The sequence below is a fragment of the Roseovarius sp. A-2 genome, from assembly GCF_002072155.1.
Classification (GTDB): Bacteria; Pseudomonadota; Alphaproteobacteria; order Rhodobacterales; family Rhodobacteraceae; genus Roseovarius.
Window position 1 is genome coordinate 66,293 of sequence record NZ_BDIY01000016.1, and the last position, 26,388, is coordinate 92,680.

The 26,388-nt window shown below is 63.2% G+C and carries 31 protein-coding genes and 1 tRNA gene; 12 read left to right on the forward strand and 20 right to left on the reverse strand.

Going from position 1 to position 26,388, the window contains the following annotated elements:
* Positions 1-36 precede the first annotated feature (36 nt).
* Positions 37-795 (forward strand): WecB/TagA/CpsF family glycosyltransferase, encoded by a 759-nt coding sequence (locus BHD06_RS15960; RefSeq protein ID WP_080457977.1) that lies wholly within the window; start codon positions 37-39, stop codon positions 793-795.
* 5 nt (positions 796-800) lie between these two features.
* On the opposite strand, the gene BHD06_RS15965 is transcribed toward BHD06_RS15960, so the two are convergent.
* Genes BHD06_RS15965 through ubiA form a run of 3 tightly spaced genes read right to left on the reverse strand, consistent with a single transcriptional unit; the run spans position 801 to position 4,059 of the window.
* Positions 801-1,133, reverse strand: a complete 333-nt coding sequence (locus tag BHD06_RS15965) for a hypothetical protein (protein ID WP_080457978.1) — start codon at positions 1,131-1,133, stop codon at positions 801-803.
* Positions 1,120-3,036 (reverse strand): OmpA family protein, encoded by a 1,917-nt coding sequence (locus BHD06_RS15970; protein WP_080457979.1) that lies wholly within the window; start codon positions 3,034-3,036, stop codon positions 1,120-1,122. Before BHD06_RS15970 ends, BHD06_RS15965 begins: the two co-directional genes overlap by 14 nt.
* 60 nt (positions 3,037-3,096) lie before the next feature.
* Positions 3,097-4,059, reverse strand: coding sequence for a 4-hydroxybenzoate octaprenyltransferase (gene ubiA / locus BHD06_RS15975; RefSeq protein ID WP_080457980.1), 963 nt, complete (start codon positions 4,057-4,059; stop codon positions 3,097-3,099).
* An 11-nt stretch (positions 4,060-4,070) separates the two neighbouring features.
* Here ubiA and BHD06_RS15980 point away from each other — a divergent pair, with 11 nt between their 5' ends.
* The 8 genes from BHD06_RS15980 (at position 4,071) to BHD06_RS16015 (ending at position 10,474) form a co-directional block, all read left to right on the forward strand.
* Complete coding sequence (locus BHD06_RS15980) at positions 4,071-4,796, forward strand: 16S rRNA (uracil(1498)-N(3))-methyltransferase (RefSeq protein WP_080457981.1); 726 nt, start codon at positions 4,071-4,073, stop codon at positions 4,794-4,796.
* Positions 4,793-5,320, forward strand: coding sequence for a hypothetical protein (locus tag BHD06_RS15985; protein ID WP_080457982.1), 528 nt, complete (start codon positions 4,793-4,795; stop codon positions 5,318-5,320). The genes BHD06_RS15980 and BHD06_RS15985 overlap by 4 nt, the downstream gene beginning before the upstream one ends.
* A 67-nt stretch (positions 5,321-5,387) precedes the next feature.
* A complete protein-coding gene (locus BHD06_RS15990; protein ID WP_080457983.1) occupies positions 5,388-6,758 on the forward strand; it encodes a glutamate--cysteine ligase in 1,371 nt (456 codons plus the stop codon).
* Positions 6,759-6,978: 220 nt separating this feature from the next.
* Positions 6,979-7,413: a universal stress protein gene (locus tag BHD06_RS15995; RefSeq protein ID WP_080457984.1), complete on the forward strand. Its 435-nt coding sequence runs from the start codon at positions 6,979-6,981 to the stop codon at positions 7,411-7,413.
* Positions 7,414-7,441: 28 nt separating this feature from the next.
* The gene (locus BHD06_RS16000; protein WP_080457985.1) at positions 7,442-8,995 is read left to right on the forward strand and encodes a sodium:alanine symporter family protein; all 1,554 of its coding nucleotides are present in this window, start codon (positions 7,442-7,444) and stop codon (positions 8,993-8,995) included.
* 122 nt (positions 8,996-9,117) lie between these two features.
* Positions 9,118-9,402 carry a conserved coiled coil protein gene (locus BHD06_RS16005; protein ID WP_080457986.1) on the forward strand — a complete coding sequence of 95 codons (285 nt, stop codon included), beginning with the start codon at positions 9,118-9,120 and terminating at the stop codon, positions 9,400-9,402.
* 56 nt (positions 9,403-9,458) lie between these two features.
* Positions 9,459-9,794 carry a hypothetical protein gene (locus BHD06_RS16010; RefSeq protein WP_080457987.1) on the forward strand — a complete coding sequence of 112 codons (336 nt, stop codon included), beginning with the start codon at positions 9,459-9,461 and terminating at the stop codon, positions 9,792-9,794.
* Positions 9,795-9,919: 125 nt separating this feature from the next.
* Positions 9,920-10,474: a L,D-transpeptidase gene (locus BHD06_RS16015; RefSeq protein ID WP_080457988.1), complete on the forward strand. Its 555-nt coding sequence runs from the start codon at positions 9,920-9,922 to the stop codon at positions 10,472-10,474.
* A gap of 49 nt (positions 10,475-10,523) precedes the next feature.
* On the opposite strand, the gene BHD06_RS16020 is transcribed toward BHD06_RS16015, so the two are convergent.
* The 11 genes from BHD06_RS16020 to BHD06_RS16070 all read right to left on the reverse strand — a co-directional run bounded on the left by BHD06_RS16020 (position 10,524) and on the right by BHD06_RS16070 (position 19,695).
* The gene (locus BHD06_RS16020) at positions 10,524-11,060 is read right to left on the reverse strand and encodes a DsbE family thiol:disulfide interchange protein (RefSeq protein ID WP_080457989.1); all 537 of its coding nucleotides are present in this window, start codon (positions 11,058-11,060) and stop codon (positions 10,524-10,526) included.
* Positions 11,053-11,211: a heme exporter protein CcmD gene (gene ccmD, locus BHD06_RS16025; RefSeq protein WP_080457990.1), complete on the reverse strand. Its 159-nt coding sequence runs from the start codon at positions 11,209-11,211 to the stop codon at positions 11,053-11,055. The genes BHD06_RS16020 and ccmD overlap by 8 nt, the downstream gene beginning before the upstream one ends.
* Positions 11,208-11,948, reverse strand: coding sequence for a heme ABC transporter permease (locus BHD06_RS16030; protein WP_080457991.1), 741 nt, complete (start codon positions 11,946-11,948; stop codon positions 11,208-11,210). Before BHD06_RS16030 ends, ccmD begins: the two co-directional genes overlap by 4 nt.
* 14 nt (positions 11,949-11,962) lie before the next feature.
* Positions 11,963-12,619, reverse strand: a complete 657-nt coding sequence (gene ccmB / locus BHD06_RS16035) for a heme exporter protein CcmB (protein WP_080457992.1) — start codon at positions 12,617-12,619, stop codon at positions 11,963-11,965.
* Positions 12,616-13,233, reverse strand: coding sequence for a heme ABC exporter ATP-binding protein CcmA (gene ccmA, locus BHD06_RS16040; protein WP_080457993.1), 618 nt, complete (start codon positions 13,231-13,233; stop codon positions 12,616-12,618). Before ccmA ends, ccmB begins: the two co-directional genes overlap by 4 nt.
* Positions 13,234-13,289: 56 nt before the next feature.
* Positions 13,290-13,643 (reverse strand): Mth938-like domain-containing protein, encoded by a 354-nt coding sequence (locus BHD06_RS16045; protein WP_080457994.1) that lies wholly within the window; start codon positions 13,641-13,643, stop codon positions 13,290-13,292.
* A 13-nt stretch (positions 13,644-13,656) separates the two neighbouring features.
* Positions 13,657-14,409, reverse strand: coding sequence for a sulfite exporter TauE/SafE family protein (locus BHD06_RS16050; protein WP_080457995.1), 753 nt, complete (start codon positions 14,407-14,409; stop codon positions 13,657-13,659).
* The gene (gene secD / locus BHD06_RS16055) at positions 14,402-17,035 is read right to left on the reverse strand and encodes a protein translocase subunit SecD (protein ID WP_080457996.1); all 2,634 of its coding nucleotides are present in this window, start codon (positions 17,033-17,035) and stop codon (positions 14,402-14,404) included. The genes BHD06_RS16050 and secD overlap by 8 nt, the downstream gene beginning before the upstream one ends.
* A 45-nt stretch (positions 17,036-17,080) precedes the next feature.
* Positions 17,081-17,362 carry a preprotein translocase subunit YajC gene (gene yajC / locus BHD06_RS16060; RefSeq protein ID WP_080457997.1) on the reverse strand — a complete coding sequence of 94 codons (282 nt, stop codon included), beginning with the start codon at positions 17,360-17,362 and terminating at the stop codon, positions 17,081-17,083.
* 278 nt (positions 17,363-17,640) lie between these two features.
* On the reverse strand, positions 17,641-18,912 hold the full coding sequence (clpX, locus tag BHD06_RS16065) for an ATP-dependent Clp protease ATP-binding subunit ClpX (RefSeq protein WP_080457998.1): 1,272 nt from the start codon (positions 18,910-18,912) through the stop codon (positions 17,641-17,643).
* A 150-nt stretch (positions 18,913-19,062) separates the two neighbouring features.
* Complete coding sequence (locus BHD06_RS16070) at positions 19,063-19,695, reverse strand: ATP-dependent Clp protease proteolytic subunit (RefSeq protein WP_080457999.1); 633 nt, start codon at positions 19,693-19,695, stop codon at positions 19,063-19,065.
* A gap of 266 nt (positions 19,696-19,961) precedes the next feature.
* Between BHD06_RS16070 and BHD06_RS16075 the strand changes: the two genes are divergently transcribed.
* Complete coding sequence (locus BHD06_RS16075) at positions 19,962-20,315, forward strand: helix-turn-helix transcriptional regulator (protein WP_080458000.1); 354 nt, start codon at positions 19,962-19,964, stop codon at positions 20,313-20,315.
* Here the strand turns inward: BHD06_RS16075 and BHD06_RS16080 are convergent, their stop codons facing one another.
* On the reverse strand, positions 20,316-20,900 hold the full coding sequence (locus tag BHD06_RS16080) for a carboxymuconolactone decarboxylase family protein (protein ID WP_176214379.1): 585 nt from the start codon (positions 20,898-20,900) through the stop codon (positions 20,316-20,318).
* 70 nt (positions 20,901-20,970) lie between these two features.
* On the reverse strand, positions 20,971-21,285 hold the full coding sequence (locus tag BHD06_RS24045; RefSeq protein ID WP_376764856.1) for a Fic family protein: 315 nt from the start codon (positions 21,283-21,285) through the stop codon (positions 20,971-20,973).
* A gap of 351 nt (positions 21,286-21,636) precedes the next feature.
* Here BHD06_RS24045 and BHD06_RS16090 point away from each other — a divergent pair.
* A tRNA-Arg gene (locus BHD06_RS16090) sits at positions 21,637-21,713 on the forward strand.
* A gap of 293 nt (positions 21,714-22,006) precedes the next feature.
* Here BHD06_RS16090 and BHD06_RS16095 read toward each other — a convergent pair.
* The 4 genes from BHD06_RS16095 to BHD06_RS16110 are packed head-to-tail and all read right to left on the reverse strand — an operon-like array spanning position 22,007 to position 25,764.
* Positions 22,007-22,525 (reverse strand): DUF2478 domain-containing protein, encoded by a 519-nt coding sequence (locus tag BHD06_RS16095; protein WP_080458001.1) that lies wholly within the window; start codon positions 22,523-22,525, stop codon positions 22,007-22,009.
* 11 nt (positions 22,526-22,536) lie between these two features.
* Positions 22,537-24,204: a ribonuclease J gene (locus BHD06_RS16100; protein WP_080458002.1), complete on the reverse strand. Its 1,668-nt coding sequence runs from the start codon at positions 24,202-24,204 to the stop codon at positions 22,537-22,539.
* Between the two features lie 6 nt (positions 24,205-24,210).
* Positions 24,211-24,981, reverse strand: coding sequence for a type III pantothenate kinase (locus BHD06_RS16105; protein WP_080458003.1), 771 nt, complete (start codon positions 24,979-24,981; stop codon positions 24,211-24,213).
* Between the two features lie 18 nt (positions 24,982-24,999).
* Positions 25,000-25,764: a biotin--[acetyl-CoA-carboxylase] ligase gene (locus BHD06_RS16110; protein WP_080458004.1), complete on the reverse strand. Its 765-nt coding sequence runs from the start codon at positions 25,762-25,764 to the stop codon at positions 25,000-25,002.
* A gap of 279 nt (positions 25,765-26,043) precedes the next feature.
* Here BHD06_RS16110 and BHD06_RS24795 point away from each other — a divergent pair, with 279 nt between their 5' ends.
* Positions 26,044-26,241: an Arm DNA-binding domain-containing protein gene (locus tag BHD06_RS24795; protein ID WP_080458005.1), complete on the forward strand. Its 198-nt coding sequence runs from the start codon at positions 26,044-26,046 to the stop codon at positions 26,239-26,241.
* Positions 26,242-26,388 lie beyond the last annotated feature (147 nt).

Genomic DNA, 26,388 nt, shown 5'->3' on the forward strand with positions numbered 1-26,388 from the left:
ACCCGGAGCGGGACAGATGCCTCTAGGATAAATCACTTGGACTTCCGTATTCACGACCGCACCCTGCGCATCGCACCGCCGACCCGAACGGCGCTGCTCGCCGAGATTTCGGACCGGCTGCGCGCCGGGCGCGGCTTCGCGCTCGCGACGCTCAATCTCGATCACTTGGTAAAACTGCCGCGCGACCAGGAGTTTCTCGACGCCTATGCCCGACATGACCTCGTGGTGGCCGATGGCAATCCGGTGGTCTGGCTGTCGCGGCTGGCCAAGGCCCCGGTGGAGCTGATGCCCGGTTCTGATCTGATCGAGCCGCTGGCGCGCCTCGCCGCCGAGAGCGGCACGCCGCTCGCCCTCGTCGGCAGCACCGAGGCGGCGCTGAACGGGGCCGAAGACGGATTGCGCGCGCGCGTGCCGGACCTGAAGATCGCCGTGCGCATCGCCCCGCCGATGGGATTCGCCCCGCTCGGAGATCAGGGCGCGGAGGTGATTGAGACGCTCGAAGCCTCCGGCGCGGGGCTGTGTTTTCTCGCCCTTGGCGCGCCGAAACAAGAAGTGTTCGCCGCGCGGGCCCATGCAGCCCTGCCGCATATCGGCTTTGCCAGCATCGGTGCCGGGCTTGATTTCATCGCCGGGCGTCAGCGGCGCGCGCCGCTCTGGGTGCGGCGCATCGCGATGGAATGGCTCTGGCGCCTGCTGAGCAATCCGCGCCGCATGACCCTGCGCTATTCGCGCTGCGCGCTCATTCTACCCGGTCTGGCCTGGCGCGCCTGGCGGCAGGGGGCACACCGCCCCTGACACGCTCAACTTGCCGCGCGGCTGACCTTGTCGAGATGGGCGCGCATCTGCTCTGCCTCGTAACGCGCCTCGCGCAAACCCTCCATCGTGGCCGCAAGCTCCGCCTCGGTCTGGCTGAGCTGATTGGTCAGCTCCGCCTCGCGTTGCTGGAGATAGGTGATCGCCTGATCGCGCGTCTCCTCGGCCTCGTGCAACTCCTGCGCCATGCGTTCCAGTTCGCCCACATCCGACGCCCCGACCCGGATGAAGCGATGCACCAGCCAATTGGCGAACCATCCCATGCAGAACGCCACGAAAAGCACGATGGCGGTAGCGATGATAAACTCAGTTCTGTGCATCCGGGGTCGGGTCCTGATTGGGCGCGTCTGTCTCCTGCCCTTCTTCCCCCGTATCCTCCAGGCTTTCAAGCGCTGTTTGCTCCTCAACCACCGGCGCGGGGCGGATCACCTTGAATTCGATGCGGCGATTGATCTCGCGCCCCTCTTCGGTGTCGTTGTCGGCAATCGGTTCGCTCTCGCCGTAACCCTTGGCCTCGATGGTCGATGTCAACACCCGCCGCAGCCGCAATTCGTTGAGTACCGCGCGCGCCCGCTCAAGGCTCAGCTGCCGGTTCATCTCCTCGCGGCCCTGGCTGTCAGTGTGGCCGCCGATCTCCATTTTCAGTTCGCCGCATTCCTTCAGGATCTCGGCGATCTCGTCCATGATCGCGGCACCTTGCGAATCGATCCGCGCCGATCCGGGCTCGAACCCGATCTTGCGGTTGCTCTGCACCTCCGCGATCCGCGCCTCGCACTCCTCAGGCGTGGGCAGTTGCGCAACCGGATCGAGCGCCTCCTTGTAGGACACATCGAGCGAAAACCGCCCCGCCTCGCCCAGCTTGTCGGACAGCAGTTGCGACAGTTCGGTGCCCGCGCTCTTGCGTCCGGTATTGCCGAGCACTTCGAGGCTGTCCGGGGTGACCGTAACGGCACCGTTGGACAGGTACGACAGCGCCTCAAGCCCGAGCAGAACCCGCATCGACCAGTCGCGCGGCAGGTTTTCGGCCACACGGGCCGTGACATGCACCGCGTCCGAGGCAAAGCGTGCCTTGGCAAAGCTTGTGACCGTCTCGCGCAGCTGCGTGCTGCCAACCCGACCGCGCAACAGCACCTGGCCCTCAGGCGACAGCGTCGCGATGAACTCCGGCGCCACCGGCGCGTTGGTCTCGGGCGGTTCGGGCAAGATCGCCTTGAGCGCGAAGACATCGGGCAGATCCGCCTCAAGCCGCCCGACCACATCGTCGAAGCGGCTCTGCTCGGTGCCCTGCGGTGCCCAGAGCGAGATATCGGCATCCGAGAATGTCACGCTGCCGCCGCCCAGATCATCCACCGCGTCAATTGCCAGTTCCGCCGCCCGCGCCCAACGGGGCGAGGGCACGCCCATGCCCACGGTGCACTCGGCCTTGCCCTGCAATCCGGCTTGTCCCGCCGCGCGCAGGATGCGATCGCGCGCCTCGGTGGTGTCGGCGGAGCAGGCGTCGAAACGCGCGCCCCTGGCATCGACCACGAAGCGCAGGGTAAAAGGCGTGATCACCGGGCGCGGCGCGGAGATATCGAGCGCGAGGCGCACATCCTCGGGCACCCGCCGCGCCAGCGCAGTCTCCAGCCTCCGCTGCTCGGCCAGGCTTTCGGCCATGGCGGTGATCTCTACCCGCTCGGCGCTGACCGAGATCTTGGTGCGCGGCAACTCCCCGAGCGAGCGTACGGCATAGCGCAGCGCGTCCTCCCATGTCTCCGGCGCGGGATGATCGGCGGCGTCCAGAAGATCCGCCACCGGCGCGCCTCCCGTCGCCTCGGCGACATCCGCCATGAGCTGATGATGGTCGAGCGTCGCGGGCACAAGGCCGATCAGGGAAATCCCGCTCTCGTTGCGCAGAATCTCAATGGCAAAGCGCGGCGGCGCGATCTCGCCCGCCTCCTCCACCAGCATCTGGTCGATCACCCGCGCGGCATCCACCACCGTACCCGCCACCGACAGCGCCTCGAAGCGCTGCGCCTCCGAGGGCGCAGTGCCTGCGAGAAACACCTGCAATCCGTCGGTATCCACTTCGCTCCAGACCAGGCCGCGTTGATCGAGTGCTGCGCGCACCCCGTGCCGCGATCCATCCTCAATGGCGCTCACCGCAAAGCCGGCCGCGACCATGCTGATCGCTGCCGCCCCGAGGAATGTCGCGCCGATGGTGAAAACCGTGGAGAACCGCATGGGACCGTCGCCATTTGTTGCGTGTCCCGCGTGTTTAGGCCCGCATAAGGGCAAGATCAATCACAGCAAAAGCGCGACGGCGAAAAACGGCACAGGCAAGAGCCCCGCATCGCGGTTCGAGCGGAACAGCATCAGGAGCCGGTCATTGTCCTCAAGGTCCAGCTTGCGCATCTGCCCCTGCATGTGCCAGCCCATGGCCCACGGGCCGCAGAGTGCCACCAGCAGCGCCAGCAAGCCATCAGGGGCCGCCAGAATCACCGCCACCGCCATCAGCGACACGGAACCTGCCAGAAACCAGCGCAGCCAGCGCGGGGAATTCTCACCAAAGAGCCGCGCCGTGGATTTCACCCCGATCAGGGCATCGTCCTCGGCATCCTGATGCGCATAGATCGTGTCATAAAACAGCGTCCAGGCGATCCCGGCCAGATAGAGCATCACCGCAGGGACCTCCAGCCGCCCGCTATGCGCCGTCCAGGCCAGCAATGCGCCCCAGTTGAACGCGAGGCCAAGGAAAATCTGCGGCCACCAGGTGAATCGCTTGGCAAAGGGATAGATTGCCACCGGCACCAGCGACAGCACCCCGAGCGCAATGGCCGCCCCGTTGAAGGTCAGGAGAATCCCGAAGGCGATGAGCGCCTGCGCGCACATCCACATCACCGCCCCCCGGACCGTCACCTGCCCCGACGGGATAGGCCGCGACGCGGTGCGCGCGACCGAACCGTCGATATCGCGGTCGGTGATGTCGTTCCACGTGCAGCCCGCCCCGCGCATCAGGAATGCGCCGATCCCACATCCCGCGAAGATCCAAAGATCGTGCCAGCCCGCCTGCCCATCCGACAGCATCGCCAGTGTGAGCCCCCACCAGCACGGCAACAGCAACAGCCACGTGCCGATGGGCCGGTCAGCCCGGCTCAGCCGCAGATAGGGCCGTGTCGCAGGCGGTGCCAGCCGGTCCACCCAGTTTCCGCGATAGGCATCGGCCACCGCGCCTGCGGCCTCTGGCGTCTGGTTCTCTCCGGTCATATGCTGGCCCCATGAAAACGGCAAAGATCAGGCTTTATGTAGAGCACCCCCTGGGGCAAGGGCAAACCATTCCTCTGTCCCGCGATCAGGCGCATTATCTCTTTGGCGTGATGCGTCAGGGGGCGGGCGATTTGGTGTTGCTCTTCAACGGGACAGGCGGCGAATGGCGCGCCAGGGTGGCCGAGGCGGGCAAGCGTGGCGGCACGCTGGAAGTTCAGGAACAAACCGCCCCGCAACGCGACCCGCCGGACCTGTGGCTGCTGTTCGCGCCGATCAAGAAGGCGCGCACCGATTTCATCGTCGAGAAGGCCGCCGAGATGGGCGCAGCCCGGATCATCCCCGTTCAGACCGAGTTCACCAATTCCGAACGCATCCGGCAGGACCGGCTCCAGGCCCATGCCGTCGAGGCGGCGGAACAATGCGGCGGCACGTATGTGCCCGAGGTGACCGACCTGCAAAAGCTCGACACGCTGCTCTCCGACTGGCCCGAAGACCGCCAGTTGATGTTCTGCGACGAGGCGCTTGCCGGGGCTGGGGCCACCCTGCGCGCGGCGGGCGGCGGCGCATGGGCGATCCTGATCGGCCCCGAGGGCGGCTTTTCCGAGGCCGAGCGCGCGCGGCTCTCGGCCCTGCCCTACGCCCATCCCGTCAGCCTCGGCCCGCGCATCCTGCGCGCCGACACCGCCGCCGTCGCCGCCCTCTCGGTCTGGCAACAGGCGCTCGGAGACTGGGCATGAGCTTCATCCGCCCCCAGGCGCGCGCCGCGCTCTGGCGCTGGCGCGAGGTGCTGACCGGCGCGGGGCTGGCGGCACTTGGCCTGTGGTGGACCCTCGGCACCGGCGGGCTGCTGCACTGGCTGGGCTATGTCCTGCTGATCGCGGCGGGAGGGGTGTTGATGTTGGGCGTGCAGCGCGCCCGCTTTCGCGGCGGCGCGGGCGGTCCCGGCGTGGTGCGCGTGGACGAGGGCCAGGTCGCCTATTTCGGCCCCCAGACGGGCGGCGTCGTGGCGATCCGCGATCTCGACCAACTCACGCTCGATCCCTCGGACCAGCCCGCCCATTGGGTGCTCAGCCAGCCGCAGGCCCCCGATCTGCAGATCCCCGTGAATGCCGAAGGGGCCGAGGCGCTGTTTGACGCCTTCGCCACCCTTCCCGGCCTGCGCATCGAGCATATGCTGAGCCAGATGCACCGCCTGCCCGATCACCCGACCGTGATCTGGCAACGGCGCGCGCCCGTCATTTCATCCTTCCGGCTGCATTGACACCGCCCGCGATTGCCGCCAACTGTGACCCCGACAACAGATACGCAGCGCTTCAGGAGGCCCGACCATGTCCATCCCTCAATCCGGCGGCGGGCCGATTGAACGCCACGAACAGCTTGCCGAGTATCTGGCAAGCGGCTGCAAACCCAAGGCCGATTGGCGCATCGGCACCGAGCATGAGAAGTTCGGCTATTGCAAGGACACGCTCCTGCCCATTCCCTATGAGGGTCGGCGCAGCGTGCTCGCCGTGCTCGAAGGGCTGCGCGACGGTCATGGCTGGGCCCCTGTCGAAGAGGGCGGCAAGCTGATCGGGCTGGAAAAGGACGGGGCCAATGTTTCACTGGAACCCGGCGGTCAACTGGAACTCTCGGGCGCTCCTCTGGAAACCATCCACCAGACCTGCGACGAGGTGAACGAGCATCTCGCCGACGTCAAGGACATCGCAGAAAAGGTCGGCGTCGGCTTCATCGGGCTGGGTGCCGCGCCCGTCTGGACCCATGACCAGATGCCGATGATGCCCAAGGGCCGGTACAAGTTGATGGACAGCTACATGCAAAAGGTCGGCACCATGGGTCAGACCATGATGCGCCGCACCTGCACCGTGCAGGTCAATCTCGATTTCGGATCCGAGGCGGACATGGTGCAGAAATTCCGCGTGGCGCTCGCGCTGCAACCAGTCGCCACCGCGCTTTTTGCCAACTCCCCGTTTCTGGAGGGGAAGCCCAACGGCCACAAGTCCTGGCGCGCGCGGGTCTGGCGCGATCTCGATGCCGACCGCACCGGCATGTTGCCGTTCGTTTTCGAGGAGGGGTTCGGCTTCGAGCAATATGCCGATTTCGCGCTCGATGTGCCGATGTACTTCGTCTATCGCGACGGGCGCTATATCGACGCTCTGGGTCAAAGCTTCCGCGATTTCCTGCGCGGCGAACTGCCCGCCCTGCCCGGCGAAAAGCCGACATTGTCGGACTGGGCCGATCACCTCACCACGATCTTCCCCGAGGCGCGGATCAAGAAATTCATGGAGATGCGCGGTGCCGATGGCGGGCCGTGGCGCAGGCTCTGCGCGTTGCCCGCGTTCTGGGTCGGGCTGATGTATGACCAATCCGCGCTCGACGCCGCGTGGGACATCGCCAAGGGCTGGGATGCGGAAACCCGCGACAGCCTGCGGGTCGCGGCCAGCGTCGACGGGCTTCAGGCAAAGGTCAACGGCATCGACATGCACGATCTGGCGCGCGAGGTGCTCGACATCTCCGAATCCGGCCTCAAGGCGCGCGGCTGTGCGGGCGGCGGCGGCCTGATCCCCGACGAGACACATTTCCTCAACGCCCTGCGCGAAAGCGTCGATTCAGGAAAAACCCCCGCCGATGAGTTGCTGGAACATTACCACGGCGACTGGCAGGGCGATCTGAGCCGCATCTACGCCGAATTCAGCTACTGATCCGGCGCAGCACGACCACCCGCGTCACAGCGCCGCAGACCCACGCGGTCTAACGAAACCGGGATATTTTTGCATCTCGGGTAGTCAAACGTCGAAATTTGGCGCAATTGGCGTGCAAAAATGCAAATATCGGGAAAATTGAAATCCTAACCTCTGGTAGAGTTACTCACCGGGTCGACTGAATCTCACCCGGAGAGCCAACCAACGAGGGAACACTATCATGTCTGGAAAATTCGTCGTCGGCTACGACGGCAGCGTGTCCGCGCGGCGCGCATTGGAATTCGCGGTGGACCGTGCCCGCGCGCAAGGAGGCACGATCGTGCTGACTCATGTGCTGGAATGGTCGCCCTATTCCTTCCTCACGCCACAGGAACTGGAAGAGCGCCACGCCCGCCGCAAGGAGGAAATGACCCGCGCGGAAAAGGCGATCATGACCACGGTCAAGGCGGAACTCGACGAAGCCGGGATTCCCAACGAGGTGGCGATCCGCTACGGCAACACCGCCGAAATTCTCGGCCGCGTCGCCAAGGAACACAACGCCGTGCAAATCGTCATCGGACGTGACGGGCAATCCGCCCTTGGTGCGCGGGTTTTCGGCTCGGTCGCGGGGGCGCTCGTGCAGACCGCACCGGTGCCCTGCACCATCGTGCCGTGATCCAATGACAAGAACAGGGATGAAACATATGAATCGCAACGTATTTTCCGCGGCCCTCGCCGCGGCGGGGCTCGCGCTGATGAGTGCGCCTGCCTTCGCACAAGAGCAGGCGGTCTCGCTTGATGAAAAGGTCAATCAGATCTTTGCCAGTTCCACAGGCTGGTTCGTCAACCTGATCTTCTCGAACTTTCCGGGCACCACATTTCCGTGGATCGTTGCCTGGCTGGTGATCGGTGCCACGGTCTTCACGCTCTATTTCGGCTTTATCCAGTTCCGCGCCGTGGGTCATTCCATCGCGCTGGTGAAAGGTGACTATTCCGACCCCAACGACGCCGGGGAGGTCAGCCACTTTCAGGCACTCGCCACGGCGCTGTCGGGCACCGTCGGCCTCGGCAATATCGCCGGTGTCGCAGTGGCGGTCAGCATCGGCGGGCCGGGGGCCACGTTCTGGATGATCCTCGCGGGTCTGATGGGCATGGCGTCGAAATTCACCGAATGCACATTGGGCGTGAAATACCGCAACGAATACCCAGACGGGCGCGTCTCGGGCGGCCCGATGTATTACCTGACCAAGGGCTTTGCCGAACGCGGCCTGCCAGGCGGCAGAATCCTCGCCGTGATGTTCTCGATCTTCTGTATTCTCGGCGCACTTGGCGGTGGCAACATGTTCCAGGCCAATCAGGCGCATCAGCAGATTTCCGGCATCGTCGGGGCCTATCCGGGTTGGATCACCGGCGTGATCTTTGCCGGCGTCGTCTTTGCGGTGATCGTGGGCGGCCTCAAATCCATCGCCAAAGTGACCGAAAAGGTCGTGCCCTTCATGGGTATCCTCTATGTCGGCACGGCGCTGATCATCATCGCGATGAACGCCGATCAAATCGGCTGGGCGTTTGGCCAGATCTTCGAAGGAGCCTTTACCGGGCTTGGCGTCGCGGGCGGCATGGTCGGTGCGCTGATCCAGGGCTTCAAGCGGGCGGCGTTTTCCAACGAAGCCGGTGTTGGTTCTGCGGCGATTGCCCACTCGGCGGTGCGCACCAAGGAGCCGATCACCGAAGGTTTCGTGTCATTGCTGGAGCCGTTCATCGACACGGTCGTGGTCTGCACCATGACCGCGCTTGTGATCATCATCACCGGGCAGCTCGTGGCCGGGCCTGATGGCACCTACCTCCTGAACGAGGCGGGCACGGCCGTGCAAACCATCGGCGGCACCTCGGGCGTCGGCCTCACCTCCGCAGCCTTCGGCAGCGCGATCAGCTGGTTTCCTTACGTGCTGGCTATTGCCGTAGTGCTCTTCGCCTTCTCGACCATGATCAGCTGGTCCTATTACGGCCTTAAGGCCTGGACCTACCTCTTCGGCGAAGGCGAGACCAAGGAACTGGTGTTCAAGGTGATCTTCTGCATCTTCGTGGTGATCGGCGCGGCCGCCAATCTCGGCCCGGTGATCGACTTCTCGGATGCGGCGATCTTTGCCATGGCGGTGGTCAACATCATCGGCCTCTACTTCCTGATGCCGATCGTCAAGCGCGAGTTGAGCAGCTACATGAGCCGCCTGAAATCGGGTGAAATCAAGAAGTTCACCTAGGGCCACGCATTCCTGACAAGGGCCAGAGGGGCCATCGCGCAAGCGGTGGCCCCTTTCATTTTGGCACAGCGGGCATACCTGTTAGACTGTACACACGATGACAGATCAAAGGAGACCACGAGATGGACAAGGACACATACGAAAAGAAGATGCAGGCCCAACTCGATCAGTGGAAGGCCGAGATCGAAAAGCTTCAGGCGCAATCGCGCGAGGCGTCCGCCGACATGCAGGCCAAATACAACGACCAGATCTCGGACCTGCGCGAACGCCGCAACGAGATGGAGCGGCATTACGAAAAGGTGCAATCCGCCAGCCAGGAGGTCTGGAAGGATTTCAAGACCGGGGCCGATCAGGCCTGGGACAACATGTCGAACGCGATGAAATCCGCCTGGAACCGCTTTGGCTGAACGGGGTCGGGCGGGCGTGACTTGACATTGCGCGCAGCCTGGCACAGGGCTGCGCCATGACAGACACGCAAAAACCCCGCGCCTCGCGCCAACAGGTTTACACGCTGCTGGTGGAAATCGGCCGCAAGACCGGGGACGGCCTGCCCGACAAGGCGACGGGCGCGGCGCTCCTCGTCTTCGCCTCCGGCATCGACGAGGCCGAAGCGGTGCGCGAAACCGTCGCCATTCTCAAACAGGCCGACACCGCACCGCTCGACGTGACGGGCTACGGCACGCTGGCCGAACGCGAGGCCGAGGGGGCCGAGATTTCGGCAGAAGAGCGCGCCCTGATGCAGCGCGCGTTGAACGAAAACGCCGTGATCGTCGCACAGATGACCCCGTTCTACGACTGAACGACGCCTCAACACCTCGATCACAATCCCGTGAGAAACCGCCCCATCCCCACCCCTGCCCTACACACAGACCCGTGCTCTGCCTATGTCGCGCGCAGGACGCCCCAACAAGAGGATCGAGCAAAATGCCCATCACATTCACTCGCCGTCACGCCCTCGCCACCGGCCTTGCCACACTTGCCACCCCGAGCCTGCTGCACGCCGAGACGACGGTGAACCGCCGCAACTCCTCGGCCTTCGTCAAGCGCGACTGGCGCGATCACTTTGACAGCCTCGGCAAGGGTTGCATTCTGGCCGATATCGACAGCCGCGCGGTGCATTACTGGGGTCCGGATGGCGAGACCTACGCGCTCTACCCCTCATCGGTGCCGATGACCGAGGAACTGACCCGACGCGGCCATACACGGATCGTGCGCAAGCGTGTCGGCCCCGACTGGACGCCGACCCAATCCATGCGCGAGCGTGACCCCTCGCTGCCCGCCTATATGGCACCCGGCCCCGGCAACCCGCTGGGCACCCATGCGCTCTACCTCAGCTGGCCCGCCTATCTGGTGCACGGCACCCATGACACCCGCAAGATCGGGCGGCAGTCCTCGTCGGGCTGCATCGGCCTCTATAACACGCATATCGAAGAGTTGTTCAGCATGGCGCAGGTCGGCACGCAGGTGCTCTTGCTCTGAGGGACTGGCACGAACCGATGGCGGGGCAACGACACCCGCCATCCCGCGCCTATTGCCGCGCCTTCTCGATCGCGGGCAGCAGCGTGTTCTCCATCACGCGGTCGGTGACCGGCCCGGCAAGGCGCAGCACGATCTGCCCGTCACCGTCGATCACATAGGTCTCGGGCACGCCGTAGACGCCCCAATCAAGCGCCATGCGGCCCTGCACATCCGCGCCAAGCGCCGTGTAGGGATTTCCCAATTCCTCAAGAAACCCAAGCGCATTGCCCGGCCTGTCCTTGTAGTTAACCCCGTAGATCGTGAGGCCGCTTTCGGCGAGTTCCTCAAGGTTGGGATGCTCGACCCGGCAGGGCGCACACCAGCTGGCCCAATAATTCACCAGCGTCACTTCGCCCGTGCGCAGATCGGCGTCGGTGAACGGTGCGCCGTCGCCCAAGGGGGTGACGGCGATTGCGGGTGCCGTCTTACCTTGCAAGGCAGAGGGCAATTCATTGGGATTGTCGCGTCCCAGCCCGACGAGGGCCAGCCCCGCGAACCCCGCGAATATCACCACCGGTGCGAGCATCAGAGGCGACAGTTTAGCCATTCGATTTCACCTTTGTTTCAACCTCTTCCAGCTCTCTCTTGATGCGTTTCGAACGCCGCAGGCTGAGCCAGGCAATTAGTGCCAGAAGCACCAATGACACGGCATAGGACGACAGCACCGCATCGGCGTATTTCCCCAGATCAGGCATCATGCCCCCATCCTCTCGCGGGCCAGCAGCGCACGCATGCGCCGCGCGCGGATCTCGGTGCGGGTACGCATCAGCACCAGTGCGATGAACAGCAGCGCGAACCCCGCCATCGCCACCACCAGCGGATACCAGAATACGTCGTGCACGTTCTCCTCCTTGTCGAGGCTGAGCGACGCGCCCTGATGCAGCCCCTGATTCCAGAAATTCACCGCGTAACGGCTGAGCAGCGCAAAGACCGACCCCACCAGGCACAGGATCGAGGTGAGATCGGCGGCGGTGTCGTCATTCTCGATCGCCTCCCACAGGGCGATATAGCCGAGATAGAACAGGAACAGGATTAAAAAGCTCGTGAGGCGCGGATCCCAGGCCCACCATGTGCCCCACATCGGCTGTCCCCAGATCGCCCCGGTCAGCAGCGCGATCACCGTCATGATCATGCCCACGGGGGCGGCGGCGCGGGCGGCCAGCGCGCTCACGTGGTGGCGGCGCACGATCCACACCAGCGAGGTGATCAGCATCATTAGCCAAGCATTGATCGCCATCAGCGCCGCGGGCACGTGCAGGTAGATGATCTTGACGGTCGATCCCTGCCGGTAATCATCCGGCGTGAAGAAAAACCCCCAAATCAGCCCCACCACCAGCGTCAACGCCGCAGACCACGCAAACCACGGCAACACACGGTCGGTGGTCTGGATGAATTTCTTGGGATTGGCATACTCCCAGAGCGCATTCAGGCTCATCCCGTTTCCTTTGTTCATCGCAGGTTGACCCTCAATACCGCAGCCGAGGCGAAAGGCAAAAGCGCGATCGTGCCGCAGGTGATCCCCGCGAGAAACAACAGCGGCGTGGTGATATCAAACCCTTCCGCCCCGCGCCGGGCGACCTCGGCCCCGAAGATCAATGTAGGCACGTAAAGCGGCAGCACAAGCAGGCTGAGGAGCAATCCACCGCGCTTGAGACCGACGGTCAGCGCCGCCCCAAACGTGCCGATCACGCTGAGCGCGGGCGTGCCGAGGGCGAGCGAGAGGGTGAGCCAGAGAAAGCCCGCCTCGGGCAGGTTCAGAAGCACGCCCAGAACCGGCGCCACCAGCACCAGCGGCAGGCCCGTGGTCAGCCAGTGCGCAAGCGCCTTGACGCTGACGATCCCCTCCATCGGCAGGGGCGAGGTGGCGAGCAGATCGAGGCTGCCATCCTCCCAGTCGAGCGCGAAGATGCGGTCGAGCGACAGCAGGCAGGCCAGCAGTGCGCCGAGCCACAGAATGCCCGGTGCGATCTTGGAGAGAAGCGCACTTTGCGGGCCAACGCCGAAGGGCACCAGCACCACCACGATCAGGAAGAACGACAGGCCAAGGCCAAAGCCGCCCCCGGCGCGCATCGCCAACCGGATATCCCGCACCAGCAGCGCGATCACAGGAAGGCTCCGTCGAAATCCTCGATGTCGAGCGGCTTGGCCCGGTAGGGACCGACATCGAGCACCTGCGCCTCCGAGAGGCCAAGGTCGATATGCGTGGCAATCAGCGCGGCCCCGCCCTGCGCCAGATGGGCACGCACGGCGGCGGCAAACATCGCCACGGCATCGGTGTCGAGCGACACGGTCGGCTCGTCCAGCACCCAGATTTCGCGGCCCGTCACCAAAAGCCGCGCGAGGCCAAGCCTGCGTTTCTGCCCGGCCGAGAGCGCGCCTGCGGGACGCCCTGCCAATGGGCCGAGCGCGAAGGCGCTGATTGCGGCAGAAATATCCCGGTTACCAAAGGCTTGCGCCCAGAAGCTCAGGTTTTCCGTAACCGTCAGCGTCGGCTTGATCCCGTCGGCGTGGCCCGCGTAAACTAGGCTCTCGGGCGTCACCTCGACCTGTCCCGACAGCGGCGGTTGCAGCCCTGCAATGGTGCGCAAAAACGTGGTCTTGCCGATGCCGTTCGGCCCGCGCAGCACCATCGCCTGACCGGCCCCGAGCGTCAGGTTCAGCCCTTCCAGCACGGGTATCCCGCCGCGCGCTATGCTCAGATCGGTTACGGTCAGCATCATGCGCCCGCTTTAGCCCGAAACCGGGCGCGCGAAAAGCGCCAACGCTGCGCGCATCGTCACACCGGCAATGCAGCCACCGCCACGCGCCGCCCTTCGGAGAGCAGCACGTTATAGGTGCGGCAGGCGGCGGGGGAACTCATCGTCTCGACCCCGACATTGGCCTCTTCCAGCGCGTGGCGCAGAGTGGCGGGGATATGGGCGACCTCGGCGCCGGTGCCGATGAAGATCACGTCCACCTCCTGCGCCAGTTCCAGCAGCGGCACAGTATCCTCGAACCCGCCCCAGCCGCGCGCCGATTGCACGGTCACGAGGATCGCGCCTTCCATCACCTCGCCCGCGACGCGGAAGAATCCCGGCCCGTAGCCGTCGATCGGCGTGGCCCCCGCAAAGCTGATTTCGATCATCTGCATGGCAGCGTCTCCTTCACGTCCAGAGTGGCAGGCCGCTCAGCACGGCAAGGCCGATCACGGCATAGGCCACCCAACGGTAGAGCCGCTCGTGGCGCGGGTCAAACAGCGCCTGCCCGATCAGCGAGGTGATGAAATAGGGCACGGCGAGAACCAGCGCGAGCAGTAAGATATGCCATTCGACACGGCCCTGAAGCAAGAGATTGGCGACGATCACCGTATCTAGGGCGGCCAGAAACAGGATGGTGTTGGCCCGCACGGTCTGCGCCACCAACTGTCCGGCGAGGTAGAACAGGATCACCACCGGCCCCGTCAGCCCCGTCAGCCCGCCGATCACCCCGGCCACCGCACCGATGGCGATGAGCATCGGACGGCTGACAATTCCGGAAAAGCGCCAGCCTGCAACGAGTGCCCCAAGCGTCACCGCAGCGACCGTCGCGACGATCCAACGGATCGTCACCGGGGCGAGCATCCCCATGAGCCACAGACCGAACGGAACCGTGATCAGCGCGGCGAGCGCCAGCACCGCCACCTCGCGCCGGTCCGCCTGCCCCCAGGCGCGCGGCAGAAGCGCCGAGGTGCTGGCAATGCCGGTGAGCGTAATGACACCGACAACCACCTGCGGCGCAAGGAAAATCCCCGCGACTGGCACAAAGATCAGAGCTGTGCCGAACCCGGTGAACCCCCGCACGATTCCCGCAAGACCGATCGCCAACATCAGCCAGGGCAGCCCCGGCGTGGCAAGCGCCGTGGCCAGCGCCTCAGGCATCTACATTGGCGAATTGCGTGCCGGCATTGGCGTCGGGCTTGGACCAGTCGCGCGTGACGCCCAGCCACATCAGCACCGTCGAGGCCACGAAGATCGACGAATAGGTGCCCACGACAACGCCCCAAATCATCGCGAAGACAAAGCCCCGGATCACGTCACCGCCCAGGAAGTAGAGCGCGAAAAGCGCCAGAAGCGTGGTGACAGAGGTCATCATCGTACGGCTCAGCGTCTCGTTGATCGAGATGTTGAGCACCTCGCGCAGCGGTTTCTTCTTGTATTTGCGCAGGTTTTCGCGGACCCGGTCAAAGACCACCACCGTGTCGTTGAGCGAATAGCCCACGATGGTCAGCAGCGCCGCGATAATCGCCAGATCGAACTGGATCTGCAATTCCGAGAACACCCCCACGGTCAGCGCCACGTCATGCACAAGGGCGATCACCGCGCCCACGGCGAACTGCCACTCGAAGCGCAACCAGATATAGATCAGCACCGCCCCGATAGCGAGCGCGACGGCAATGATCGCGGCCTGAATAAGCTCTCCCGAGACCTTGGGCCCGACGCTCTCGACCGAGGTGAACTCGATATCCGGCACCGCCGACTGCACGGCCGCCTCGACTTGGGCGATCATCTCCGGTGTCACGCTCTCGGTGTCGTCCTGTGCCTGAATGCGGATCATCGCGACGTTTACGTCTGGGCCGAAGGTCGGGTCGAACACTTCGGTGATGCTGATATCTCCGAGCCCCAGATCGCCAACCGCGTCGCGATACTGACCTACATCCACCGGCTCGGCGCTTTGCGTGCGAATCGTGGTGCCGCCCTTGAAATCAATGCCGAAATTCAGCCCCTGTAGTCCGAAAGAGCCAAGCGCCACGAGCATCATCACGCCGGAAATCCCCAGCCACAGCTTCCACCAGCTGAAGAAATCGAACGAGGTCTGCTCCGGTACAAGACGCAGCGCACGGCCTTGCAAAACGCTCTTGGGGCGTTTGCGCTCAAACCACATCACGGCAATCAGACGAGTGACGAACAGCGCCGTAAACACCGAGGTGATGATGCCGAGGCCGAGCGTGATCGCAAATCCGCGCACCGGGCCCGAGCCCATGGCATAGAGGATCAGGGCGGTGAGGAAGGTGGTGATATTGGCGTCGACAATGGCGCTCATCGCCTTCTCGTACCCCAGTTCGATGGCGCGGGCAGCGCCCTTGGCGGTCTTCATCTCTTCTTTGATGCGCTCGAATACCAGCACATTGGCATCCACCGCCATACCGATGGTCAGAACGATCCCGGCGATACCGGGCAATGTCAGCGTGGCACCGATCAGGCTGAGCAGGCCGAAGATCAGCCCGACATTGATGAAGAGGGCTATATTGGCGAATATCCCGAAACGCCCATAGCTGAGGAACATGTAGACCAGCACCAGCAGGAAGGAGACGGCCGTCGCGATCTTACCCGCCTCGATGCTGTCCGCCCCGAGTTCCGGACCGACGGTGCGTTCCTCGAGGAATTCCAGCCCGGCGGGCAACGCGCCCGCGCGCAGCAGCACCGCCAGTTGGGTGCTGTCCTCTACGGAGAAATTGCCGGTTATGATGCCCGAACCGCCGGGGATATGACTCTGGATCACCGGTGCGCTGATCACCTCGCCATCAAGCACGATGGCAAAGGGATTGCCGATATTGTCAGCGGTGTAATCGCCGAACTTACGCGCCCCGGTGGGGTTGAAGCGGAACGACACCGCCGGCCGACCGTTCTGGTCGAAATCAGGCTGCGCATCGACCAGTTCCTCGCCGGTCACGACGGGGCTGCGCTCAAGGATGTAAAACACGCCCTGCTCGTCGAGCGAGGGCAGGATCTCGTTGCCGACGCCGGGGTTTTCATCCGCATCGGACGACCGGCTCACGACCGGCTGAAAGGTCAGTTGCGCGGTGGTGCCGATCAGGTCCTTGAGTTCGGCGGCCGATCCGATGCCGGGCACCTGGATCAGGATGCGGTCGGCCCCTTGCCGCATGATCGTCGGCTCGCGGGTGCCGGTCTCGTCGATGCGGCGGCGGATGATCTCCAGCGCCTGGCGCACGGTGCGCTCATCGGTCGCGCGCTGTTCGGCCTCGCTCAGTCGCACGATCACGTCCGGCCCGTCGGTGGTGACGTTGATATCGGTGGATCCCGCACCGGTCAGGCTGGTGACCGGACGGGCAAGACCGCGCACGAGGCTCGCCGCCTCGCCCGCCATCTCGGGACGCTCGACCAGACGCACGCGCAATTCCGGTCCCTCGGAGTCCTGCAACCGGATCGGGCCGACGCGGTCGCGCTCCTCGCGCAAGAGATCGCGCACCTCCGGCCACATGCCCTCGACCCGCGCCTCGTAGACATCCTCGACCTGAACCTCGGCCAGCAAATGGGCACCGCCGCGCAGATCAAGGCCCAGATTGACCAGATCGGAGGGCATCCAGTCGGGCCATAGGGCCAATTCGTCCTGCAGGGCGGCAGGGTCGGCACCGGCCTCGATGGCGGCGGCTGCGTCATTATGCATCTCAACCCGTGGGTAGAAGGCATTGGGCAGCGCGAGCAGCAGCCCGAGCGCGACTACGCCCAAGATGACAAGGCGTTTCCACAGGTCGATTTGTAGCATAATGTTGCCTTTTCAGAGGGGTAGACGCGCAAGCGAAAGTGGGCCTCAGCCCTCGGCGGGCTCGGTCTTGGATATGACCTGCGCGATGGTGGAGCGCACGACGCGCACCTTGACGCCCTCGGACAACTCGACCTCGATCTCATTGTCGTCCTTGACCTTGGCCACCTTGCCGATCAGGCCGCCTTGCGTCACTACCTGGTCACCACGGCGCAGGGCATCGACCATCGCCTTGTGTTCCTTGAGCTTTTTCTGCTGCGGACGGATCAGCAGGAAATACATGATCACGAAAATCAAAATGAGAGGAATGAACTGGCCGAAGGCTTCCATTGGGTGCTGTCCTTGTCTGATGTGCCGGGGCGGAGGCCCCGCGAATTGAGCGGGAACCTAAGGTCGGGACGGGGCATTTGCAAGGCGGGAAAGCCGAGTTGCGGCCGCGTGGAGAACAAGCCAGGCAGAGCGTTTCGGATGGTTCCGAAATTCTCGCCGATACGCGGCCTCGGGGCCCCGGCGCGCGGGTGCAGACACTGCCCAAAGAACCCATCCCACGAAAAAACCCGCACCAAACGGTGCGGGTTTCAAATCCTTGCCGCTGCGTCGGGCTACGCTCAGCCTGCGCTCGCGCCTTCCTTCTTCTTGCCCTTCGACTCGGCATAGATGACCAGCGGGGCCGCGTCCGACGTGACCGCCTCCTCGTTGACGACCACTTCTTCCACATTCTCCAGGCTCGGCAGATCAAACATCGTGTTGAGCAGGATATCCTCGAGGATCGAGCGCAGCCCCCGCGCGCCGGTCTTGCGCGCAATCGCCCGTTTGGCAATCGCGGTAAGCGCATCGTCGGTAAAGGTAAGCTGCGCGCCTTCCAGTTCGAACAACCGCTGATACTGCTTGACCAGCGCGTTCTTGGGCTGCGTCAGGATCGTCACCAGCGCATCCTCGTCAAGATCCTCCAGCGTCGCCAGAACCGGCAGACGCCCGACGAATTCCGGGATCAGTCCGAATTTCAACAGATCCTCCGGCTCCAGATCAGTAAAGATTTCACCGATTCCACGCTCGTCATCGCCGCGCACATCGGCACCGAACCCCATGGCACTACCCTTGCCGCGCTGCGCGATGATCTTGTCGAGCCCGGCGAACGCCCCGCCACAGATGAACAGGATATTGGTGGTGTCCACCTGAAGGAATTCCTGCTGCGGATGCTTGCGCCCGCCCTGCGGCGGCACGGCCGCGACCGTGCCTTCCATCAGCTTCAAAAGCGCCTGTTGCACCCCCTCGCCCGACACATCGCGGGTGATCGAAGGATTCTCGGACTTGCGGGTGATCTTGTCGACCTCGTCGATATAGACAATGCCGCGCTGCGCGCGCTCGACGTTGTACTCAGAGGATTGCAGCAGCTTGAGGATGATATTCTCTACATCCTCGCCCACATAGCCCGCCTCGGTCAGGGTGGTCGCGTCGGCCATGGTGAAGGGCACGTCGAGAATGCGCGCCAGCGTCTGCGCCAAAAGCGTCTTGCCACAGCCGGTGGGGCCGATCAGCAAGATGTTCGATTTGCTGAGTTCGATATCGCTCTTGCCGGAATTGTTCAGGCGCTTGTAATGGTTATGCACCGCCACCGACAGCACCCGCTTGGCCATCGCCTGGCCGATCACGTAATCGTCGAGCACCTGGCAGATGTCATGCGGCGTCGGCACGCCCTCGCTCGATTTCAGCCCCGCGCTCTTGGTTTCCTCGCGGATGATGTCCATGCACAGCTCGACGCATTCATCGCAGATGAACACGGTCGGCCCGGCGATGAGCTTACGCACCTCGTGCTGGCTCTTGCCGCAAAAGCTGCAATAAAGCGTGTTCTTGCTGTCGCCGCCGGAATTCGTTGCCATCACGTACCTTTCAGACCCTGCGCCGCTCTCGGTCATGCGGCCCGGTCAGGGTCTTTGCTCTGTCTTTCGTCTCTTCCGCCAGCTTAGGGCAGCCGGAAAAGCACCACAATCCGAAAATCGCGACACCCCGGTCAGGGTGCCGTGATCGCCTTATTTTTCCTCATCGCCGCCAGTGGCACGGCTCTCGACGATCTCGTCGATCAGGCCCCAATCCTTGGCCTCCTGCGGCGACATGAAATTGTCACGTTCCAGCGCATCAACCACCTTCTTCATGGTCTGGCCGGTATGCTTGACGTAGATCTCGTTCAGCCGGTCCTTGAGTTTCTGGGTCTCCTTGGCATGGATCATGATATCCGTTGCCTGCCCCTGATAGCCGCCCGAGGGCTGGTGCACCATGACCCGGCTGTTCGGCAGCGAAAACCGCATGCCCGGTGCGCCCGCCGTCAGCAAGAGCGATCCCATGCTCGCGGCCTGCCCCACGACCAGCGTGCTGACCTTGGGCTTGATGTATTGCATCGTGTCGTAGATCGAGAGACCCGAGGTCACAACACCACCGGGACTGTTGATATACATGCTGATTTCCTTCGACGGGTTTTCCGCCTCCAGATGCAAGAGCTGCGCCACGATCAGGCTCGACATGCCGTCATGAACCGGGCCGCTCAGAAAGATGATCCGCTCCTTCAGAAGGCGCGAGAAGATGTCATAGGCGCGTTCCCCCCGGCTGGTCTGCTCGACGACCATCGGCACGAGGGTATTCATGTAGGTTTCCATAGGGTCGTTCATCTGGGCCCGCCTGCTGTTTTGCCCGGGCCTGCCTGCCCGGGTCGATGGGAGTTGCCGACCGTACCCGGCCAGTTGCTAAGGGAGTCTTAGTGTCGCGCCCAAGGGGCTGCAAGGGCGTCGCTTTAATTTGTAGCAGCGCGCGCCGTCCCTGACGCTTTTGACGCCACGGTCGGTCACTTTTTCGCGTGCTGGCGCGCACAAGTTTTGCAGATCGCCAAAAAACGCCCTACATACGCTCTTTAACGCCCACAATGGATACAAGAGCCATGCCCCTCCCCGTTCTAGACGACAGCACCAGCCCGGAAGAAATGGACCGCATGGTCGAGAACGCGACCACGGCAGCCAATTTCCTCAAGGCGATCAGCCATGAGGGACGCCTGATGATTCTGTGTCATCTGGTCTCGGGCGAGAAGTCCGTGACCGAGCTGGAAGAGCTGCTCTCGGCCCGGCAGGCAGCCGTCTCGCAGCAATTGTCGCGCCTGCGCCTCGAAGGGTTGGTGACCACCCGGCGCGAGGGTAAGGCCATCTATTACAGCCTTGCCGATGAACGCCCACGCCGCGTGCTCGAATTGGTGTACGAGCTGTTTTGCGCCCCTGACGCGCAGGGGCGCAACGCCTGATCAGGCGGCTTTCACGGTCTTGCCCACCGCATAACCGGCAAAAGCGTCATCCACATCTGTGTGGTTCACATGGTTGGAATAGTTGCTGATCGTCTTGACGGCCATCGCCAGGATAATCTCCAGCACGTGAATGTCGGAATAGCCTGCGGATTTGAACGCCTCGGCCTCGGTCTTGGTGGGCAGGCCGCGCGTCTCCCACATGTGGTGGGTGAACCGGCGCAGCGCCTCAAGCTTGTCATCATCCAGAGATTTGCCATCGCGCAGCGCCTGCGTGTGCTCTTCACTCAGCTTCGAGACCTTGATCGCCAGCATCGAATGCGCGGCGGTGCAATAATCACAGCCATTGGCCAGCGAGATGGTCAGGAACACGACCTCCTGCTCCGGCGGCGTGAAATTGGCCTGCGTGCGAAAATGATCATAGCCGTGCAGATATGTGCTCAGCAGGCCCGCATTGACGGCCATGCCACGATACATGTTCGGCACGAAGCCCAGCTTGGCACGGGCTCCGTCCAGCAAGTCCTTTGCCAGACCTTCGGCCTGATCGTCACTCACCGGGGTGGCGTCCACCTTGTATTCAGCAGTCATTTGACCCTCCTTTGGTTACGGTTGCATCACAGCTAATCAGAGAATCGCCGTATTGTAACCGGCATGACGATCACCTAAACGTGAGGCCGGTTCGCATCAGATAGCGCAGGTTCAAGATGCGCCCGACGCGCCCATTTTCGTCGGGACAAGGGTGGATGCTCTCGAATTGATGATGGAAGAGCGCCACCCTGATGATCGGATCGAGATCGCAAGGCCCGCCGTCGTTCCCGAACCGCTCCAGCACCGGCATCAGGGTTTCGATTTCCCGGAAGCCCTGCGGCGGCACATAGCCCATGTCCTGCGTCACGTCGTTGCGCAGCGCCGTGCCGCGCGTGGATCGGAATCCGCCAGAGCGCCCCTTCAGCAGCCGGAACATCTCGATCAACGTGTGTTTGGTGATGAGGCCGTCGCTTTCAACCAGATGTTGGCACCAGGGCTTTACGGCGTCTTGGTAGAGCGCAACCTTGTTTGCAGCCCCGAACCGCGGTCCCTCTAGAAGCAGGTCAGCCAGAAAGCGCGTCCAGCATCGTGACGATATTCTCGATCTCCGAGGACACCTCGGCCTCCCGAAGCGCCGGTGTCGATCAAGATACTCTGGTTCGGTATGGTCGCCGCTTGTTCGAACCGCATGAGCACGTCAGGCCACCAGGGTCGCTCCTCGATATGTGATTTCCCCTGCATAACCCAGTTATGCCTGATTGTGCCTTGACCGCCGATCGTTTAAACGTCGAGCCGTGCCCTCGTAGCTCAACTGGATAGAGCATCGGTCTTCTAAACCGGCGGCTGCGCGTTCGAGTCGCGCCGAGGGCACCATAATCGTCGCCGTGTAGTAATCATCGCCATGTAGATGTGGTTCCCTTGGTCACCTCCAACGCGCGGCAGGTCGCAAGGGAAGAACATTTTCACACAGGAACAGTTCAGGTTTTCGTCGATCTGGACAGCCTGAATATTGCAACGGTGCTCGACATATGACTGAATTCTCAGGATCGCGCATGCGAGAGAGTTCAGGGGCTACCCTGTCAGGTCGACATGTGGTCCGAATGAAATACCCTAGACAGAATTATCATATAAATTTATTTATATATCAATTTATTACTCGTCACACTTCATGTCACATCCGGTGTCGCAGCAAGTGACTTCACCCAGGCATCAAGCACGCGCGCATCGGGTGCGACAGGTTCCGCAAGCCCCTCGCAAAAATTCTGAAATCGCGGCGCGTTGAGGCGATTGACGCCGACCAGAACCGGCACCCCCAATCCGAGTGCCTCTGCGATAAGACCGCGAAACCCGCGCCCGTCCGCCTCGTGCTTGCCGAACTTGTTGACGATCACCAGGTCGCAACCCGCATCGAGCCGCGCCTCGCTCTCGGCCACCGCCTGCTCCAGCGCCGCCGGATCAAGCCGACAGCCCTGCGCCCCCGGTCCGAGGGACTGCGAAATGCGGATCACCGGCCCGTCGGGCAACACCTGCACATCCATGTCACAGGGCCGATCCGCATCGCAATCGGAGTTGATCTGCACCGTACCACACAGCCGCAGCCCGCGCGCCCGCGCGCGCAAGGCCAGCCCGTGCAGCAGCAGGTCGGTATCACCCCGTCCCTCGGCCATGACATAGGCAATACGCATTGGCCTCGCCCTCAAGCGGTCAGGCGGCTGATGACCACCGTCACCTCGGGCCGCTTGCCGATCTCGTTCTGCGCGCTCTGTCGGGCCACGCGACGCAGCCCTTCCTCAAGCTTGTCGTCATCGGTCAGCGTCTTGGCCCCGGCCCGGCCCATGAACTGCGACAGATCCTCTTCCAGCACATCGACCAGCGGCGCGCGGCTTTGCCCAGTCTCGGCCAGTCCCATCGATTCGACCCAAGGCTCGCCCAGGGGCTCGTCCTCCTCGTCCATGATCACGTTGATCATCACATGCCCGTTGAGCGCCATGCGAATCCGGTCGCGCACGATCCCGTCCATCGCCCCGATCTTGACCGAGCCATCCACATAGGTGCGCCCGGTCTCGACATATTCGGCCACCTTGGGGGCATTGCCACTGAGGTCGATCATCATGCCATTGACAGCCAAAACGCCATTGATCCGGTTCGCCTTTGCCAGCTTCACATGCTCGCGCAGGTGCCGGTGCTCGCCATGCATCGGCACCACGATCTGCGGCTTGATCAGCTTGTGCATCGCATCGAGATCGGGCCGGTTGGCGTGGCCCGAGACGTGATAGCGGTCATCCCCCTCGACCACGTCGACCCCGATCTCGGAGAACTTGTTGATGATGTGGATGACACCGCGCTCGTTGCCGGGAATGGTCTTGGAGGAGAAGAGGAACGTGTCGCCTTCCTTGAGCACCATACCATTATACTTGCCATTCGCGAGCTGCGCGCTTGCCGCGCGCCGCTCGCCCTGACTCCCGGTGACGATCAGCATCAGGTTCTCACGCGGGATATTGCCGGCCTCCTCGGGGCTGATGGTCGCGGGGAAATCCTTGAGCACGCCGGTCTCGACCGCCGCCTCGATCATCCGCCGCATCGCCCGGCCCAGCAGACAGACCGAACGCCCGGCCTGCTTGCCCGCCTCGGCCAGCGTCTTGACCCGCGCCACGTTACTGGCGAAGGTCGTGCAGACGAACATGCCCTTTGAGGCCTGCACCAGATCGGTGATCGGCTGGCCGACCGTGCTCTCGGACCGCCCGTCATGGTGGTTGAACACGTTGGTCGAATCGCAAACCAGCGCCTTCACGCCCGGCTCCGCTAGGCTGGCCCAACGGTCGTGATCGAACGCCTCGCCCACGACAGGATTCTCGTCAATCTTGAAATCGCCGCTATGCACGATGCGTCCGCCAGGGCTGTCGATGACAAGACCCGAACTTTCTGGGATCGAATGCGAGATCGGCACGAAACCCACGGTAAACGGGCCTGCCTTGACTGTTTCAGGCCAGGGCGAGACGGTCTTGACCGCCTTTTCGGAATGGCCGTGCTCTTCCATCTTGCGCCGCGCAATGTTGGCGGTGAAGGCGCGGGCATGGATCGGCGCGCCCAGACGGTCGTAATAATGGGCTACGGCACCGACGTGATCCTCATGGGCATGGGTGATGAACACCGCCTCCAGATCGTTCTTGCGCGCCTCGAGCCAGGAAATATCGGGCAGGATCAGATCAACCCCGGGCGTGCCGTCCATATCCGGGAATGTCACACCCAGATCCACCAGGATCAGCTTTTCCTTGCCCGGCTTGCCATAGCCGTAGACATAGGCATTCATACCAACTTCACCCGCCCCACCGAGGGGCAGGTAGATCAAACGTTCGCTGCTCATGGGGCGTCAGCCCTCCTTGTTATGCTCGTGTATCACGGTCAGCCCGTGCATTGTCAGATTGTCCTCGAACATGTTGAACATGTCCGTGCCTTGCTGGAATAACGGTGCCAGCCCACCTGTTGCGATCACCTTCATGGCGCGGCCACGCTCGGCCTTTACCCGCTCACATATCCCATCAATCAGGCCGACATAACCCCAGAATACGCCCGATTGCATGCAGTCCACCGTATTGGTGCCGATCACGCGATCGGGCTTGGTCACGTCGATATGCGGCAGCGCCGCCGCGGCCTCATGTAGCGCCTGAAGCGACAGGTTCACCCCAGGCGCAATCACCCCGCCGATATAGGCGCCATCATGATCGACCACGTCGAATGTCGTGGCGGTGCCGAAATCCACGATGATCAGGTCGCCGCCATAGAGGTCATATCCCGCCACCGTATTGACCAGCCGGTCCGGACCCACCTGCGTGCCCGCATCCACCCGCACATCCACCGGCAGGCGGCACTCGGGCTTGCCCACGACCAGCGGACGGCAATTGAAATAGCGGTCGGCAAAGACGCGCAGGTTGAACACTACACGCGGCACGGTGGAACTGATCACCACCGCATTGATCTTTGCCTCGATCCGGTGATGCGCCAGCAGCGTCTTGAACCAGACGAAATACTGATCGGCGGTGCGCTGATGCTCGGTCGAGGTGCGCAGCGTGCAGATGAACCGCGTCCCGTCCCAGATCGAAAACACCGTGTTGGTATTGCCGCAATCAATCGCCAAAAGCATGGGGGCCGCCCTCCCGCGTCAGAAAAACACCTCGGCCGCGGCAATCGCCTGCCGCCCCTTGGAGGTCATTAGAACGAGATTGCCCGCCTCGTCCACCGTCTCGAATGTCCCGTGATAGCTGTCGCGTGTGGTGCGCGCGGTGATCGCCTCGCCCAAACGCGCCGCCCGGTCGAGCCATGCCCGGCGGATGGGGGCGAAGCCAAAGGTCACGAATTGCGCCTCCAGCCGCGCATAGGCCGGGGCCAAAAGGCTCAAAAACTCCTCTGGCCCGAGCGCCACACCGGTCTCAGACAAAAGCGAGACCGGGCGCAGTGCCCCCTCCTCCACCTCCGCGCCCGCCGGAGCGCGGCACAGGTTCACCCCGATGCCAATGGCGAAATGGCTGAGATCCCGGCCCGCGCCCGCGCTCTCCAACAGGATGCCCGCCAGCTTGCCGCCATTGAGCAGCACGTCATTGGGCCATTTCAGGCTGACTCCCTCGGCCCGCCCGGTCGCCGCCACCAGCGCATCGCAGAGCGCAAGCGAGGCCACAAAAGACCGCAACGCCACCTTGTCCGGGCCCTCAGTGGGGCGCATCACCAGGGTCGCCGCGAAATTGCCCGCCGGATTGACCCAGGCCCGCCCGCGCCGACCGCGCGCCGCCGTCTGCTCCAGCGCCAATATCCATTCCGGCCCGCGCAATCCGGGTGCCAGTCGCGCGGCCTCGGCATTGGTGCTGTCCACCGAGGCCAGCACCCGGCGGCCATAGCCCTCGGGCCAGTCGAGTTTCGATCCCTGCTTCATCGTTCCCAAAATACTCCTGCCGGAGGGGTATTCTCTTTGTGTCATACGTTCTCACCAAGTGCCATCGGATTAAATTCCCAATAAATATCGGCATGTTAAGGTGTCACGGCGTCCCGGAATGAACCGGGTAGCGTCACGCCAGAACGTATATAACAAAGAGGATATTATCATGGCAAAATCGAACGCATTCACGGTTGTAAAACTCAAGTCCCTCCCGGCCGGGAAACACTGCGATGGGCAGGGTCTGTGGTTTCATAAGCGCGCTGACGGAGGCGCACAATGGGTCTTTCGCTTTCAGCTCTGGGGCGGCCAAGAGAGATGGGACTTGGATCTTTCAAGAATGTCTCTCTGGCTGAGGCCCGTAGGAAAGCGGATTGGGCGCGTCAACAGGTGCAGTCTGATATCGATCCGGTCAAACAGCGCCGTCTGATGCGGCAGCAATCGAATGGACATGACGGCCATCTAGCAGGCTGCTGAAATAGTCCCACCTCGACAGCTGGTTGGGAACATGATTCATCCTCGTCACGGCAATGGCGGGGGTGATGATGCGCGGGACGGACGAGACGAGCGGTTCGCTGTTCAGCTATGTGGATCTGGAGGCGCGCATCCCGGCGCGGCATCCGT

Coding starts and splice junctions, on each gene's coding strand:
- BHD06_RS15965 (WP_080457978.1), bottom strand. CDS start 1,133: ATGCACAGAACTGAGTTTATCATCGCTACCGCCATCGTGCTTTTCGTG.
- BHD06_RS15970 (WP_080457979.1), bottom strand. CDS start 3,036: ATGCGGTTCTCCACGGTTTTCACCATCGGCGCGACATTCCTCGGGGCG.
- ubiA (WP_080457980.1), bottom strand. CDS start 4,059: ATGACCGGAGAGAACCAGACGCCAGAGGCCGCAGGCGCGGTGGCCGAT.
- BHD06_RS15980 (WP_080457981.1), top strand. CDS start 4,071: ATGAAAACGGCAAAGATCAGGCTTTATGTAGAGCACCCCCTGGGGCAA.
- BHD06_RS15985 (WP_080457982.1), top strand. CDS start 4,793: ATGAGCTTCATCCGCCCCCAGGCGCGCGCCGCGCTCTGGCGCTGGCGC.
- BHD06_RS15990 (WP_080457983.1), top strand. CDS start 5,388: ATGTCCATCCCTCAATCCGGCGGCGGGCCGATTGAACGCCACGAACAG.
- BHD06_RS15995 (WP_080457984.1), top strand. CDS start 6,979: ATGTCTGGAAAATTCGTCGTCGGCTACGACGGCAGCGTGTCCGCGCGG.
- BHD06_RS16000 (WP_080457985.1), top strand. CDS start 7,442: ATGAATCGCAACGTATTTTCCGCGGCCCTCGCCGCGGCGGGGCTCGCG.
- BHD06_RS16005 (WP_080457986.1), top strand. CDS start 9,118: ATGGACAAGGACACATACGAAAAGAAGATGCAGGCCCAACTCGATCAG.
- BHD06_RS16010 (WP_080457987.1), top strand. CDS start 9,459: ATGACAGACACGCAAAAACCCCGCGCCTCGCGCCAACAGGTTTACACG.
- BHD06_RS16015 (WP_080457988.1), top strand. CDS start 9,920: ATGCCCATCACATTCACTCGCCGTCACGCCCTCGCCACCGGCCTTGCC.
- BHD06_RS16020 (WP_080457989.1), bottom strand. CDS start 11,060: ATGGCTAAACTGTCGCCTCTGATGCTCGCACCGGTGGTGATATTCGCG.
- ccmD (WP_080457990.1), bottom strand. CDS start 11,211: ATGATGCCTGATCTGGGGAAATACGCCGATGCGGTGCTGTCGTCCTAT.
- BHD06_RS16030 (WP_080457991.1), bottom strand. CDS start 11,948: ATGAGCCTGAATGCGCTCTGGGAGTATGCCAATCCCAAGAAATTCATC.
- ccmA (WP_080457993.1), bottom strand. CDS start 13,233: ATGATGCTGACCGTAACCGATCTGAGCATAGCGCGCGGCGGGATACCC.
- BHD06_RS16045 (WP_080457994.1), bottom strand. CDS start 13,643: ATGCAGATGATCGAAATCAGCTTTGCGGGGGCCACGCCGATCGACGGC.
- BHD06_RS16050 (WP_080457995.1), bottom strand. CDS start 14,409: ATGCCTGAGGCGCTGGCCACGGCGCTTGCCACGCCGGGGCTGCCCTGG.
- secD (WP_080457996.1), bottom strand. CDS start 17,035: ATGCTACAAATCGACCTGTGGAAACGCCTTGTCATCTTGGGCGTAGTC.
- yajC (WP_080457997.1), bottom strand. CDS start 17,362: ATGGAAGCCTTCGGCCAGTTCATTCCTCTCATTTTGATTTTCGTGATC.
- clpX (WP_080457998.1), bottom strand. CDS start 18,912: ATGGCAACGAATTCCGGCGGCGACAGCAAGAACACGCTTTATTGCAGC.
- BHD06_RS16070 (WP_080457999.1), bottom strand. CDS start 19,695: ATGAACGACCCTATGGAAACCTACATGAATACCCTCGTGCCGATGGTC.
- BHD06_RS16075 (WP_080458000.1), top strand. CDS start 19,962: ATGCCCCTCCCCGTTCTAGACGACAGCACCAGCCCGGAAGAAATGGAC.
- BHD06_RS16080 (WP_176214379.1), bottom strand. CDS start 20,900: ATGACTGCTGAATACAAGGTGGACGCCACCCCGGTGAGTGACGATCAG.
- BHD06_RS16095 (WP_080458001.1), bottom strand. CDS start 22,525: ATGCGTATTGCCTATGTCATGGCCGAGGGACGGGGTGATACCGACCTG.
- BHD06_RS16100 (WP_080458002.1), bottom strand. CDS start 24,204: ATGAGCAGCGAACGTTTGATCTACCTGCCCCTCGGTGGGGCGGGTGAA.
- BHD06_RS16105 (WP_080458003.1), bottom strand. CDS start 24,981: ATGCTTTTGGCGATTGATTGCGGCAATACCAACACGGTGTTTTCGATC.
- BHD06_RS16110 (WP_080458004.1), bottom strand. CDS start 25,764: ATGAAGCAGGGATCGAAACTCGACTGGCCCGAGGGCTATGGCCGCCGG.
- BHD06_RS24795 (WP_080458005.1), top strand. CDS start 26,044: ATGGGTCTTTCGCTTTCAGCTCTGGGGCGGCCAAGAGAGATGGGACTT.